This window comes from Tsuneonella amylolytica, assembly GCF_003626915.1.
GTDB classification, from domain to species: domain Bacteria; phylum Pseudomonadota; class Alphaproteobacteria; order Sphingomonadales; family Sphingomonadaceae; genus Tsuneonella; species Tsuneonella amylolytica.
Map to the genome: position 1 here is coordinate 227,460 of NZ_CP032570.1, position 13,020 is coordinate 240,479.

Annotated in this window: 16 protein-coding genes; 7 read left to right on the top strand and 9 right to left on the bottom strand. The window is 67.6% G+C overall.

The annotated features are described in order from the left end of the window. Positions 1-84 precede the first annotated feature (84 nt). Positions 85-852 carry a hydroxyacylglutathione hydrolase gene (gene gloB / locus D4766_RS01110; RefSeq protein WP_120715795.1) on the top strand — a complete coding sequence of 256 codons (768 nt, stop codon included), beginning with the start codon at positions 85-87 and terminating at the stop codon, positions 850-852. Further along, complete coding sequence (locus D4766_RS01115; RefSeq protein ID WP_120715796.1) at positions 849-1,823, top strand: NADPH:quinone oxidoreductase family protein; 975 nt, start codon at positions 849-851, stop codon at positions 1,821-1,823. Before gloB ends, D4766_RS01115 begins: the two co-directional genes overlap by 4 nt. A gap of 3 nt (positions 1,824-1,826) precedes the next feature. Here the strand turns inward: D4766_RS01115 and D4766_RS01120 are convergent, their stop codons facing one another. From D4766_RS01120 to D4766_RS01160, 9 genes are all read right to left on the bottom strand, one after another. Then, on the bottom strand, positions 1,827-2,435 hold the full coding sequence (locus tag D4766_RS01120; RefSeq protein WP_120715797.1) for a flavodoxin family protein: 609 nt from the start codon (positions 2,433-2,435) through the stop codon (positions 1,827-1,829). A gap of 63 nt (positions 2,436-2,498) precedes the next feature. Continuing rightward, positions 2,499-3,068, bottom strand: coding sequence for a F0F1 ATP synthase subunit B family protein (locus D4766_RS01125; protein WP_120715798.1), 570 nt, complete (start codon positions 3,066-3,068; stop codon positions 2,499-2,501). Beyond that, entirely contained in the window at positions 3,061-3,555 is a 495-nt protein-coding gene (locus D4766_RS01130; protein WP_120715799.1) for a F0F1 ATP synthase subunit B family protein, read from the bottom strand. The genes D4766_RS01125 and D4766_RS01130 overlap by 8 nt, the downstream gene beginning before the upstream one ends. A 64-nt stretch (positions 3,556-3,619) precedes the next feature. Further along, on the bottom strand, positions 3,620-3,847 hold the full coding sequence (locus tag D4766_RS01135) for a F0F1 ATP synthase subunit C (RefSeq protein ID WP_057884388.1): 228 nt from the start codon (positions 3,845-3,847) through the stop codon (positions 3,620-3,622). 39 nt (positions 3,848-3,886) lie between these two features. Further along, positions 3,887-4,672, bottom strand: coding sequence for a F0F1 ATP synthase subunit A (locus tag D4766_RS01140; RefSeq protein WP_120715800.1), 786 nt, complete (start codon positions 4,670-4,672; stop codon positions 3,887-3,889). A 54-nt stretch (positions 4,673-4,726) separates the two neighbouring features. After that, positions 4,727-5,047, bottom strand: coding sequence for an AtpZ/AtpI family protein (locus D4766_RS01145; RefSeq protein WP_120715801.1), 321 nt, complete (start codon positions 5,045-5,047; stop codon positions 4,727-4,729). Positions 5,048-5,191: 144 nt separating this feature from the next. After that, positions 5,192-5,575: a YdbL family probable chaperone protein gene (locus D4766_RS01150; RefSeq protein WP_120715802.1), complete on the bottom strand. Its 384-nt coding sequence runs from the start codon at positions 5,573-5,575 to the stop codon at positions 5,192-5,194. Continuing rightward, entirely contained in the window at positions 5,575-5,787 is a 213-nt protein-coding gene (locus D4766_RS01155) for a YnbE family lipoprotein (RefSeq protein WP_234024844.1), read from the bottom strand. The genes D4766_RS01150 and D4766_RS01155 overlap by 1 nt, the downstream gene beginning before the upstream one ends. A 47-nt stretch (positions 5,788-5,834) precedes the next feature. Continuing rightward, positions 5,835-9,050 carry an intermembrane phospholipid transport protein YdbH family protein gene (locus D4766_RS01160; protein WP_120715804.1) on the bottom strand — a complete coding sequence of 1,072 codons (3,216 nt, stop codon included), beginning with the start codon at positions 9,048-9,050 and terminating at the stop codon, positions 5,835-5,837. Between the two features lie 56 nt (positions 9,051-9,106). Between D4766_RS01160 and radC the strand changes: the two genes are divergently transcribed. From radC to D4766_RS01185, 5 genes are all read left to right on the top strand, one after another. Beyond that, complete coding sequence (radC, locus tag D4766_RS01165) at positions 9,107-9,820, top strand: RadC family protein (protein ID WP_120717976.1); 714 nt, start codon at positions 9,107-9,109, stop codon at positions 9,818-9,820. A gap of 59 nt (positions 9,821-9,879) precedes the next feature. Further along, positions 9,880-11,193 carry an adenylosuccinate lyase gene (purB, locus tag D4766_RS01170; protein WP_120715805.1) on the top strand — a complete coding sequence of 438 codons (1,314 nt, stop codon included), beginning with the start codon at positions 9,880-9,882 and terminating at the stop codon, positions 11,191-11,193. 72 nt (positions 11,194-11,265) lie between these two features. After that, a complete protein-coding gene (locus D4766_RS01175; RefSeq protein WP_120715806.1) occupies positions 11,266-11,664 on the top strand; it encodes a LapA family protein in 399 nt (132 codons plus the stop codon). Beyond that, positions 11,661-12,335: an orotidine-5'-phosphate decarboxylase gene (gene pyrF / locus D4766_RS01180; protein ID WP_120715807.1), complete on the top strand. Its 675-nt coding sequence runs from the start codon at positions 11,661-11,663 to the stop codon at positions 12,333-12,335. The genes D4766_RS01175 and pyrF overlap by 4 nt, the downstream gene beginning before the upstream one ends. A gap of 8 nt (positions 12,336-12,343) precedes the next feature. Then, positions 12,344-12,979 carry a phosphoribosylanthranilate isomerase gene (locus D4766_RS01185; RefSeq protein ID WP_120715808.1) on the top strand — a complete coding sequence of 212 codons (636 nt, stop codon included), beginning with the start codon at positions 12,344-12,346 and terminating at the stop codon, positions 12,977-12,979. Positions 12,980-13,020: the final 41 nt, after the last annotated feature.

Consider the following 13,020-nt stretch of genomic DNA (forward strand, 5'->3'; position numbering starts at 1 on the left):
CCTCGCCCGCCGAAGTGACAGGCCCGCCCTCCCCCACGGGATGGCGGGCCTTTCCTTTTCGTGCGGCGGGTCTAGTCTGCCGGGATGCCGCTCGACATTCACCAGTTCCCCTGCCTGTCCGACAACTACGGCTTCCTCGTCCACGACCCGGACAGCGAGGAGACCGTGTGCATCGATACCCCCGATGCCGACGCTTATCTCAAGGCCGCGGCCGAGCGGGGCTGGCAGATTACGCAGATCTGGAACACCCACTGGCATCCCGACCACGCCGGCGGGAACGAGGCGATCAAGGCCGCCACGGGCTGCACGATCGTGGCCCCTGCCGAAGTGACGCGGATTTCGCCGATCGACCGCGTGGTCGGGCACGGCGACACCGTCCGGATCGGCGATCACGAGGCAACCGTCATCGACGTGGGCGGCCACACGAACGGCCATGTCGCCTATCACCTGCCCGCTGACGAGGTGGCTTTCGTCGGGGACAGCGTGTTCGCGCTCGGCTGCGGCCGCATGTTCGAAGGCGAAGCCGAGCAGTTCTGGACCAGCCTCCAGCGCATCAAGGGGCTGCCGCCCGCAACGATGCTCTACTGCGCGCACGAATACACCCAGGCGAACGCCGCGTTCGCCTTGCACGCCGATCCCGACAACCTCGACCTCCAGCTCTACGCGGAAGAGATCGAGGGGCGCCGCGCACGGCGCGAACCCACGGTGCCGACCAAGCTGGAACGCGAACTCCTGACCAACCCGTTCCTCCGGGCCGAGCGCGAGGACCTTCGCAATCGCTGGGGCGGACGCGAACCGCACGAGACGTTCGCCCGGCTGCGCGCCGCGAAGGACGACTTCAAGGCCGCATGAAAGCGATTCGCGTCGAGCGATTGTCGGACGACCTGTCGGGGGTCGCGCTGGCCGACATTCCCGAACCGACACGCGCCAGCGGCCAGGTGCTGGTGCGGGTCCGCGCAGCCTCGCTCAACTACCCCGACCTGCTGATGACGCGCGGGGCCTACCAGTTCAAACCCGAACCGCCGTTCACCAGCGGTCTCGAGTTCGCGGGCGAGGTGATCGAAGCGGACGAAAGCGCTTCCTTCGCGGTGGGCGACCGCGTGATGGGCGGCACGAAGACCGGCGGTTTTGCCGAAGTTGCCGCCGTCCCGGCCGCGTCGCTGCGCCCGGTGCCCGATGGATTGGACTACCCCGCGGCCGCATCGCTGGGCGCGGCTTATACGACCGCGTGGACCGGCCTCGTCGAACTCGGCGGTTTGCGGGAGGGGCAGACCGTTCTGGTGCACGGCGCCAGCGGCGGTGTCGGACTCGCCGCTTGCGACCTCGCACGCGCGCTAGGAGCGCGTGTCATCGCCGCAACGCACAACCCCTCGAAGATCGACCGCATCGCCAAGGCGGTCTCGCCCGAGGCAGTCATTCTCAACGGGGGACGGTTCCGCGAGGAGGTGGCCGGGATGACAGACGGCAGGCTCTGCGATCTGGTGTTCGACCCGGTGGGCGGCGACGTGTTCGACGAAAGCACGCGCTGCGTCGCGTTCGGCGGCAAGCTCCTCGTCGTCGGGTTCGTCGCCGGACGCATTCCCGAGGTCGCGGTCAACATCCCCCTCATCAAGGGCTTCTCGATCGTCGGCGTCCGCGCCGGCGAGTACGCCCGCCGCTTCCCCGAACGGGGGACGCATATAAACCGCCAGGTAGCGGACAGGGCGGCGTCCGGCGCTATTGCTCCGGTGCTCGATCGCATCCTCCCGCTGGAGCGCTGGCGGGAAGGATTCGCCGCGATGGCGGCGGGCGAACTGGTCGGAAAGGTCGTGTTGGCGCCCTGAACGCTAGCCGGGGTACGGCGAATCCTTCAGCAACTTCGCAAGATGCGCTGCGTTGCCGACGACCATCTTGGCTGTCTCCGTCACCTTCTTCGGAGTATGCTCCAGATCCTTGAAGTCGGTGGAGCCCATGGCCTCGCCCACCCAGTAACAGGCCGCGACCGCGGGAATCGTCCAGCCCGTGTCGTTGAGGCTCTGGAACAGCTGCGAGCTTGCCCAGTGGGCACCGTCCTCGTTGCCGACGATGGCCGCGACCGCCACTTTCGAATAGCTCGGCATTCGCCCTTCGTCGTCGGTTTCGGAAAGGAAGGCGTCCATACGCTCGAGCACCCGCTTGGCGATCGAGCCGATCTGGCCCATCCATATCGGACCGCCGAAGACGAGAATGTCGTGGGCAAGGATCTTTGCGCGCAACGCGGGCCAGTCGTCGCCCTCGCCCTCGTCGGATGTGACGCCGGGCAGCACGTTGTAATCGGCGATACGCAGCCGCTCGCCGATCTCCACGTCGGTTTCTCGAAAATGCTCGCCGAGAAGGTCGAGCATCGCATCGGTCGAGCTCGGTTTCCCGTCGCTCTTCTTGAGGCTGCAGTTGATCTCGATGGCGGTCACGGTCACGGCGCTTCTCCGGTTGCTATGCCGGAGAAGCGCGCCGTGGGTGCCTATCGTTCCTGAAAGGGGTCAGATGCCCGCGATAATCTCGTCGGCAAGCTTGCGGTCGTCGGTCTCGCCGAAATCCTGCGAGATCAGCTTGCTTGCCGCCATCGTCGCCGCGGTAGCAGCCGTCCGGCGGACCGAATCGACGGCCTCGCGCTCCGCGGCGGCGATCTTGTCGGCGGCCATCCGCTCGCGGCGAGCGACCATTTCCTTGCTGTCGGTCTCCGCCTGCGCAACGATCCGCTCGGCTTCCGCGTGAGCGCCGGAGATCATCGTTTCGGCATCCTTTTCGGCACCGGCGATCTTGGCTTCGTATTCCGCACGAAGGGCTTCGGCTTCGGCACGAAGCGCCTTGGCATCGTCCAACTGCTGCCGGATCGTCTCGATGCGACTGTCTATGCCCCGAAGTACGAGTGCCGGGACCTTCTTCCAAATGAAGATGAACAGCAGCACCAGCATCGCCACCGCGACGATCTGGAACGGGGCGAGCCCGAACAGTTCGGGCGAGGCGTGCGTCGGCGCCCCGCCGTGGCCGGTCTCCGCCACGATCTGCGCGTCGGAAGTCGCAATGATCTCGGGAAGTTCGTCAGCCATGGCGCATTGCCTCCTTCACGGCCTGCTCCGCGCGGCTGCGATCGACAGGCATCTGGGCGAGCCGGGCGACGATGTCCTGCGCCGCATCCGCGGCCACACCTTCGACGTCCGACATCGCGGCGTCGCGCGCCTCGACGATGCGGCCTTCCGCACTTGCGGCTTGCGCATCGATCGCTTTCTGGGCGGCAGCAAGGCGAGCCTCGCTCGCGGCGGCGGCCCTCGCCTTTGCTTCGGCGACGACAGCCTGGGCGGCGGCGCGGTTCTCGTTTTCGCGCACCCGCCAGGATTCCTCCTCGCGGTCCGCCTGGTCGCGTGCGGCCTGGGCCGCCGCGAGGTCGGACGAAATCTGCGCATCGCGCGCTTCCACGGTCGCCATGACGCGGGGCACCATGCCCCGGCCGACGACGAAGAAGGTGAAGCCGAAGAAGATCAGCAACCAGAAGATCTGGCTCGAATACGTATCGGCAAGCTGGGCTATCTGGGGCATCGCACGCTCGGTATTACAACGCCGGCTGCGCCCCATGGCGCAGCCGGCGATGCGGGTTTGGGTGTCAGGCGACGAAGATCAGGATCATCGCGACGACGAACGCCAGCAGACCGAGGAGTTCGGCCGCGGCGAAGCCGATGAAGAGGCGGCCCTGCTGGCCGTCGGCGGCACCGGGGTTGCGCAGCGCGCTCTCGAGGAACGAGCCGAAGACGTTACCGACGCCGATTGCGGCCATGCCGGCGCCGATCGCGGCGAGACCGGCACCGATGAGCTTGGCGGCTTCCATGTCCATGATAAAACTCCTTGAAAAACTGTCTGTTGTGAACGGGACTTAGTGAAGGTTTTCCGCGTCGTTGATGTACAGCGACGTGAGAAGGGCGAAGACGTAGGCCTGGATGCCGGCGACGAGCAGTTCGAGCGCGCAGATGCCGATCATCAGGAGGAAGCTGGGAAGCCCGACGAGGAGACCGAACCCGACGCCGGCGTTCGTACCGTCGATCACGAAGCTCGAAAGCACTTCCAGCAGGACGTGCCCGGCCATCATCGCGACAAACAACCGCAGGCCGAGGCTGAACGGCCGCACCATGAACGAGATGAACTCGATCGGCGCGATGATCGGGATCATCGGCAGCGGCGTGCCGTGGGGCACGAACAGGCTGAAGAAATGCAGACCGTGCCGCCAGAAGCCGACGACGAGGACGATGGCGAACGACAGGACCGCCAGCAGGCCGGTCACGGTGAAGTGGCTGGTGAAAGTAAACGGGTGAAGGCCCACAACGCCCAGCGGCAGGAGGCCGAGCAGGTTGGCGAAAAGGATGAACATGAAGAGACTGAAGACGTAAGGCACGTACTTGCGCCCCGCCTTGCCGATGTTCGCCTCCAGCATGCCGTCGATGAAGCCGGTGAAGTATTCCACCGTCATCTGCCAGCGACCGGGCACCAGTTCGCGCCGCAATCCGCCGGCGACGAACAGCGTCAGCACCACGACGGTGATGAGCATCCACAGGGCGGAATTGGTGAAGGAGACATTGTAACCCGCGATCGACCAGTCCGCCGTGCCGGCGAGCGGCTCGATCGTGAACTGGTGCATCGGGTCGACCTTGGCTTCGGTTGCCACTGTACTGAAGTCCCTGATCCTTGGGCGCGTAGGCCGAGCGTTTCGCGCTTTGCGCTATTCGTCGGGGCGCTGCTTTGCAGAACGTAAGATGTTTCTGAAGGCGACGACGATCCCGAGAGCGAGACCCACCAACAGACCCCAGGGCAAGGTACCGGCCAGCCAGTCGAACAACCAGCCGAGCACCAGGCCGCCGAGAACCCCGCCGAGCAAGTCCGCCAACGCGCGGTTTCCGCTGCGATAATTCGCATCGGCACCCTGCATGTGCGGCTCGGTGCGCTTCTCTTCCCGCTCGCGTGCGGCCTTCAGCCGCGCCTCGAGCGCGTCGATCCGCGCATCTTCCCCGATGGGCTCCCGTGCAGGCGTCTCGTCGCTCATACCAATCTCCTGTTTCGGGCATCTTCCGCGAGGAAGGGCCGCAGTGAAGGAAACGCGCGGCATGCGCGAGAGGTGCCCGCCCAAGGCGCCGCCCCCTTACGGAGGGGGCGTTGCCGAGTCAACGCATGAGGCGGGGTTTTGCGTTTACGCAGGGCAGCGACTGTCGCGCTGCGGCGGCGCGGCGGTGCGGGTCTGCCAGCTGCCGTCGGGGGCCTGGTACTTTTCGCCCGGCGCCGTGCGCGCGATCGCGAGACATCCGGCGGTTAGCGCGTATTCCTCCAGCGTGGCGTTGGCGGCGCGGGCCTTCTCGGCATAGACCGCCCGGCGCTTGATATTGATGTCGCTCACCACGCGCTGCAGAGCGGCGTTGCCCGCTCCGACGATGCCGAGATAGCCGTCCATCTTTTCGCCCACCTGACCCGAAGAGCGCGCGGCCTCGTATGCCGGATCGCGCTGCGCCAGGGCCGGCGCGGCGATCAGGCCGGTTGCAGCGGCCGCTGCGGCGGCGGTTATCAGAAACTTGCGCATCAGAAGATGTCCTCGTTCTCGTCGATCGTGTTGCCCGCATCGGCGGCCAACCGGTATATCACTTCCTGCCGGATGTTGACGTTAAGTTCGATCACGATCGGCTTGTCGGGCGCGGTCACCTGGACGCAGCCCCCCAATCCGACCGCCCCCAGCATCGCCAGCGGCAGTCCCCGCACCCCGGCCCAGCGCGCAATCCGTCCGTCCCCTGTCATGGGCGGGATTGTCGCAAGCCTGCAGGTTCGGGTCAACTCGGCGCTCATCATGGCTTGGTCTCGCTTTCGGAGGACTGAATGGGGGGCCCGTCGGGGACGATGTCCTCGGGCTTTATCGCGGGCGGCGGCGGGCTCACCGCGCGTTTCAGCACGCGTCCATCGTCGGTCAGCAGGCCGAGCTCGCGGGGGTCGCGAACCGAGGCGGGGTCGTACATCGATTTGAGCGATGTGATCAGCTGGTAGAACGGGGCCCGGACGTTGACGTTGAAGCGGATGGGCAGGTTCTCGAATCGGCGGGTAATGAAGTTCCGCTTCGCCCCGGCGCCCTGTCTGACGCCGTCGAAGCGCACGCGGGTCACGATCTCGCCGGTGAGGTTGCCGTCCATACCGATCGACATCTGCTGGTAGTCGAGCGATTTCAGCGCATCGAAGGCGAAGTTCGCGATCGCGCCGAGGTTCTCCCGCGAAAGCTCGCCCACGTAACTGACGTTGCCGCCCGGCGGCCGCGCAATCAGCAGGCCGCCTTCGATCCGGCCCACGCCCGCGTTATCGAAGATGATCGGCATCGTGCCGTCGAACGTGCCGGTGGCGCTGATGTTGGGAAGCTCCATCCGCTCGACGAACTGTTCCGCCTCCAGCCCCACGATCTCGAACACGTATCGGCGCTCCTCGCTTTGGCCGAGATTGAGCGTCGTGGAGGTCAGCGTCAGCGTACCGCCCATAAAGGGCCACGTCGCGCCCTCCACCGCAAGGATGCGCCCGCCGGTCAGACTGAACGCCAGTTCGCCATCGGTCACTTCGATCCCCGGATTGACCGAGGCGAAGCGAATCTTCTGGCCTGGCGCGGTGGTAAGGTTGAGGAGGTCGCTGAACACCACGGTGCCGCTCGCTCCCTTCACCGGGCCGAAAGCCGCTGCGAAGTCGAGGTCGTCGCTGCTGAACGCACCGGTGCTGGTGACCCCGCGCTCGCTCCAGTCGATGCGGCCCGTGCCGGTTACCACGCCGCGGGTGTTGGCGACGACGCCCTTGGCGAGCGGGAACAGCGCGTCGGGCTGCAACCGGCGGTCGAACAGGATGCCTGGCACCGAAAGGTCGGCATGGCCGGTTCCGGTCGCGAGATCGTGGCGAATGGCAACGTCCGTCACCTTCCGCCGCGTGCCGGGCTCGAACATCGTCGCCTGCGCGTCGATCACGTTGTCGCGCAAGGTGAGCGTGCCGCCTTCCGACACGAGCGGATTGAACCGCCGCGCGTCCTGCCGGTCGACAAGGCGGAAGGCCCCTTCGGAAATGCTCAGCGTGCCGCCGGCATAGCGCCACTTGCCCGACGTGCCCTCCAGGTTCAGCGGCACGTTGAACAGGCGAACGTCGGAATCATCGAACGTACCGGCGATCTCGCGGCCGAATGTCGCCGTCAGGTTCGAGATGCGGAAGGTGCTGGCGGTCGCCACGGGGCCGAGACTGACGTCGACCGCGCGGGCGCTGAGCGCGCCGGGATAGGCGAAGCCGACCGCGCCGCTGCGCAGCCGTATGGGCGTCTGCGCGAGCCGCCCGGCAAGATCGAGCGAAGGCGCACCCGCCGCGATCCTGAGGCCGCGCCCGTCCTGGCGCAGGATCGGCTGCCCCCGGCTCGGGCATACACGCACTCCGCGCCTCTCGAGGCTGAGCGAGGCAAGCGCCAGCGCATCGAAACGCACGTCGATGCACCGCGTCCACATCGTGAGGCCGCCCCGCCCCCAGGTCCCCTGCAGTGGCAGTAAGAGATTGCGGGTCGAGCCACCGGGCAGCGGCCCGCTCGCCCGTGCCTGTCCGGCAAAACCGAGCGTACCGCCCGGCGCCTGCGCGAGGACCAGTTCGGGTATCTCCAGTGCTGCGCCGCCGGCGGCGTATTCGGCCATCCGCATACGCAGGACGGCCCGTCCGCCCGGCCCGCGCTCCATCCGGCCCACGATGCGTGGAAGACCGGCGCCCCCGGTCGCGAGGTTGCCGGAAAAGCGGGGCGGGCCGGAGCCGGCAGAGCTCAACGCCACCTGGCTTAGCGACAACAGGGTCGCACCGCTCCTGCCGCGCAGCGCTGCATTCGGGATCGTCACCCCCAGCCTGTCGGCCGTTTTTCGTGCCGTGACGCTCGCAGTGAAGGAACTCGCACGGCTCTCCCTCGCAAGCGCCGTGCGCGCCTTGCGCAGCAACGGCGCGAGCAAAGTGCCTTCCACTCCAGCCTCACCACCGGCGAGGATGCGATCGAGTGCATCGCCGGCACGCACACCGTTCCCTTCGAGGTCCGACTGCAGCACGGCCGAGCCGAAGCCATCGCGCGCGCGCAGCGTTCCGTCCGCCGTCAGCAAAGCGACCCTCGCCTGCGGATGCGCGAAACCGCGCGCGGCCAGCGTATATTTCGCGGTCAGGGCATCGCCGCGCCAGGTCGCGCGCATCGATCCGCTCGCGCTGCTCGCGCGCGTCTCTGCGACCGCGAGCGCGCCGGTCGCGATCCGCCCCCGGCCCTCAACGCCGCCGAAGTCCTTGTCGGCGGTGGCTTTCAGCGCGATTGCCGCATCGGCGAGCGAAACGCCCCGATCCGCGCACCGAAAGCTCGCTATGCGCAGCGGCCCGTCGATCGTCGGCTTGCCGCCCGATGTGGACACCTTGCCGTAAAGCGTCGCGCCGCGCGCGTTGCAGCCCGCCGCATCGAGGCGGGGCGCCGCAACCGCGATCATCCCGGCGAACCCGTCGTAGATCCGCCCCGCCCCTTCGGCCTTGATGCCGAGCGGGCCGTAATCGCTTTCGATCAGCGCGCGTCCGTCGGCGATGCGCACGTCCAGCTTGGGCAGGCCCGGCGGGGCGCCGGTCTTGCGAAACAGCGCCTTGTCGAGCGTGCCGAAGCTCAGCGTGCCTCCGCGCAACGTGCCGTACAGGCGCGGGCGAATCAGGGTGACCCGACCCAGCTGCGGGGTGCCGAGGCGGTAGCGGATGGCGACTTCGGCCCGTTCGATCGTCAGGTCGGGCGACCGCGGATCGCCCACGACCACGTTCTTCAGGACCTGGCGATCGGGCGCGATCCGTTCGATCTCATAGGTGGCCGGAATGTCGTATTCGCGAAGTTGGCCCTCGATGACGTTGCCCGCGATCCGCTCGCGCGACAACCAAGCAGCGGCCAGCAACGCGAGGACGAGGAGGACAACGCCGATGAGGACGCGCGGCCAGCGCCGGCGGGCTCGCGCTTCCTCGATCGCTATTGCTTCTTCGAGTTCGCCCGACGCCTGCGCCATCGCCCCCCACTTGCGCGACGCGCCGCCCAAAGGCAATGCGCTGCCGGTTCGAAGCGATGACGGGGGAAAGGTTGCCGCAGGGTGAAGGCGTTCCGGACGGCGACGGCAGGGCCGGCCACCGCGCGCGCCTGCGCCAGCGGCTGCTGACCGGCGGGGCCGAGGCGCTGGCCGACTACGAGGTGCTCGAGTTCCTGCTGTTCGCAGCCAACCAGCGCGGCGACACCAAGCCGCTCGCGAAGGCCCTGCTCGCCCGCTTCGGCAGCCTCAACGCCGTGCTCAATGCCGAACCCGGCGCGCTCGTGCAGGTCAAGGGCATGGGCGACGGCGGGGCGGCTGCGTTGAAGGCGGTGGCCCTGGCGGCCCGGCGCATGGCGCGGGGCGAGGTGCGCGACAAGCCGATCCTTGGCAGCTGGCAGGCGCTGCTCGATTACCTCACGATCGACATGGCGCACCTGACGGTAGAGCGGGTTCGCGTCCTGTACCTCGACACCCGCAACCGGCTGATCATGGACCACCATGTCGGCGACGGATCGGTGGACGAGGCGGCGATCCACCCGCGCGAGGTCGTCCGCAAGGCGCTCGATCTCGGCGCGACAGCGATGATCCTCGTCCACAACCATCCCAGCGGCAATCCCGAACCGAGCCGCGCCGACATCGAGATCACCCGCCGCATTGCCGAGGCCGGCCGCCTGCTCGGCATCGTCGTCCACGACCACGTCATCGTGGGGCGCGACGGCCACGCCAGCCTGAAGGCCAAGGGGTTGATATAGCGCCGCCGCGCCCCTAGCCGCTCCCGCGCGTCACTTCCCCCGATCCGCCGGAGTCGAACATGGTCCCCCGTTACGCCCGCCCCGCGATGTCCGCCATCTGGGAGCCGGAGGCGCGCTATCGCATCTGGTTCGAGATCGAAGCGCACGCGACCGAAAAGCTGGGCGAACTGGGCGTCGTGCCGACAAGCGCGGCGAAGGCGTTGTGGGACTGGTGGGCGACCGATCCGAAGATCGACGTCGAAGCGATCGACGCGATCGAGGCGGTGACCAAGCACGACGTGATCGCCTTCCTGACATGGGTGGCGGAGCAGGTCGGCGACGAAGCGCGCTTCATGCACCAGGGGATGACGAGTTCGGACGTGCTCGACACGACGCTCAGCGTCCAACTCGCCAAGGCGAGCGACATCCTGCTGGAAGATCTCGACCTGCTGCTCGCCGCGATCCGGCGCCGCGCGGAAGAGCACAAGTACACCCCCACCATCGGCCGTAGCCACGGCATCCATGCCGAGCCGGTGACCTTCGGCCTCAAGCTGGCGCAGGCCTATGCCGAGTTCGCCCGGTGCCGCGAACGGCTGGCCAATGCGCGGCGCGAAATCGCGACTTGTGCGATTTCGGGCGCGGTCGGGACCTTCGCCAACGTATCGCCCGAAGTCGAGGAACACGTCGCCGAGCGGCTCGGCCTCGCCATCGAACCCGTCTCGACGCAAGTCATCCCGCGCGACCGGCACGCGATGTACTTCGCGACGCTGGCAGTGATCGCGGGCAGTATCGAACGACTCGCGGTCGAGGTCCGCCACCTCCAGCGCACCGAGGTGCTCGAGGCGGAAGAATACTTCTCGCCCGGCCAGAAGGGGTCGAGCGCGATGCCGCACAAGCGCAACCCGATCCTCACCGAGAACCTCACCGGCCAGGCCCGCATGATCCGCGCCTATGCCCTTCCCGCGCTCGAAAACGTGGCATTGTGGCACGAGCGGGACATCAGCCATTCCTCGGTGGAACGGTTCATCGGCCCCGACGCCACGATCACGCTCGACTTCGCACTGGCGCGGCTGGCCGGCGTGATCGACAAGCTGCTGGTCTATCCCGAACGGATGCGGAAGAACCTCGACCGGATGGGCGGCCTCGTCCATTCGCAGCGGGTGTTGCTGGCTCTGACCCAGGCCGGTGTCAGCCGCGAGGATGCCTACCGCCTCGTCCAACGCAACGCGATGAAGGTGTGGGAATCGGACGGTGCGCTGAGCCTGCTCGACCTCCTCAAGTCCGACGACGAAGTCACCGCCGCGCTGACGCCGGAGCAGCTCGAGGAAAAGTTCGACCTCGACTACCACTTCAAGCACGTCGACACGATTTTCGCCCGTGTGTTCGGCGCGTAAGCCGCACTCTTCCCTTCCGGGGCCATTTCGTAATAAGCCGAGGCAAACGGCCACACGGGGAGCCACTCCGCCATGCAAATCGTCCGCACGATCGTCTGGGTTCTCATTTTCGTCGCACTGCTGATCTTCAGCTACTTCAACTGGAAGCCGGTTGAGGTGCAGATCTGGGACAACCTGGTGCTGGAGACGAAAGTCCCCGCGCTGGTCGTCGTGTCGTTCCTGCTCGGCCTCGTGCCCATGTGGCTGATCCATCGCGGGGCGGTGTGGCGGCACCGGCGGCGCATCAGCGCGCTGGAGGCGAACCAGCGCGCAACGGTGAACGCCATTTCCACGCCCACTTCCGCCCCGCCGCGGCCCGAACCGGAGACTGCCGTCACGCGGATGGCCACCGGCGGTCCGCTGGACAGCGAGCCCTCGCCGCGCGCACCGCATGGCCAGGCACCGGTACCGCGGGACGAAATCCTCAAGTGACGAACCCCGTCTTCCTCGCGCTCGACCTGCCGCGGCTGGACGATGCGGTCGCCATGGCCAGGCGCGTGAAGGGGCATGTCGGCGGGCTGAAACTGGGGCTGGAGTTCTTCTGCGCCCACGGTCATCACGGGGTGCACGAAATCGCCCGGGTCGGGATGCCGATCTTCCTCGACCTGAAGCTCCACGACATTCCCAACACCGTTGCCGGCGCGATGCAGGCGATCCACGTGCTGGAACCGGCGATCGTGACCGTTCACGCCAGCGGCGGACGCGCGATGATGGAAGACGCCAAGGCCGCCGCCGCCGAGGGTTGCAAGGTCGTGGCCGTCACGATGCTCACCAGCCTCGACGAACGCGATCTCGCCCGCACCGGCGTGGCGGGCAGCGCGCATGACCAGGTGATGCGCCTTGCCGAGCTGGCCGAGGCGGCGGGGCTCGACGGCATCGTGTGTTCGGGCCGCGAGGTGAAGGCGGTCCACGCACAGTGGAAGAACGGCTATTTAGTGGTGCCCGGCCTGCGCCTCCCCAGTGACGCGGTCGGCGACCAGAAGCGCGTCGTCACCCCGCGGCAGGCGCGCGACGACGGCGCCAGCGTGCTGGTAGTGGGCCGTCCGATCAGCCGCGCCGACGATCCGGTCGCCGCCGCCCGCGCGATCGAAGCGACACTCTAGGAAAGTTCATGGCAGACGTTCTGGTCAAGGTATGCGGGTGCAATACGCCCGAGGCGATCGACGCGGCGGTCGATGCGGGGGCGGATTACATCGGCCTCAACCTCTACGAGCCGAGCCCGCGTTATGTCACGCTGGAGGATGCCGCGAAGCTGCGCCGCCGGGTGCCGGAAAGCGTCAAGATCGCGCTCGTCACCGTCAACATGCAGCCCCCCGAACTGGTCCGCGCGATCGAAGCCGTCAGGCCCGAGGTGATCCAGTTTCACGGCGGCGAAACGGTCGAATGGCTGGCATTGGTCCGCAAGATGACCGACCTCGTCCTGTGGAAGGCGATCGGTGTCAGGAGCCGTGCCACTCTCGACGACACGTTGCGGTTCAAGGACGCGGCGCACCGCATCCTCTACGATGCAGCGCCGGGCGCGCTGCCGGGGGGCAACGGCCTCGCGCTCGACTGGTCGCTGCTGGCCGGGTTCGAGCACCAGATCCCCTGGGGGCTCGCGGGCGGGCTCACCCCGCACAACGTAGCGCAGGCGATCCGCGAGACGGGCACCGTGATGGTGGATGCCGCCAGCGGCGTCGAAAGCGCGCCGGGCGTCAAGGATCCCGCCCGCATCCGTGCCTTCGTCGAGGCGGCGCGCGCGGCCTGAGCGCCGCAGCCCCTCGACATGGCGCTGCCCGCGCGCCAAGG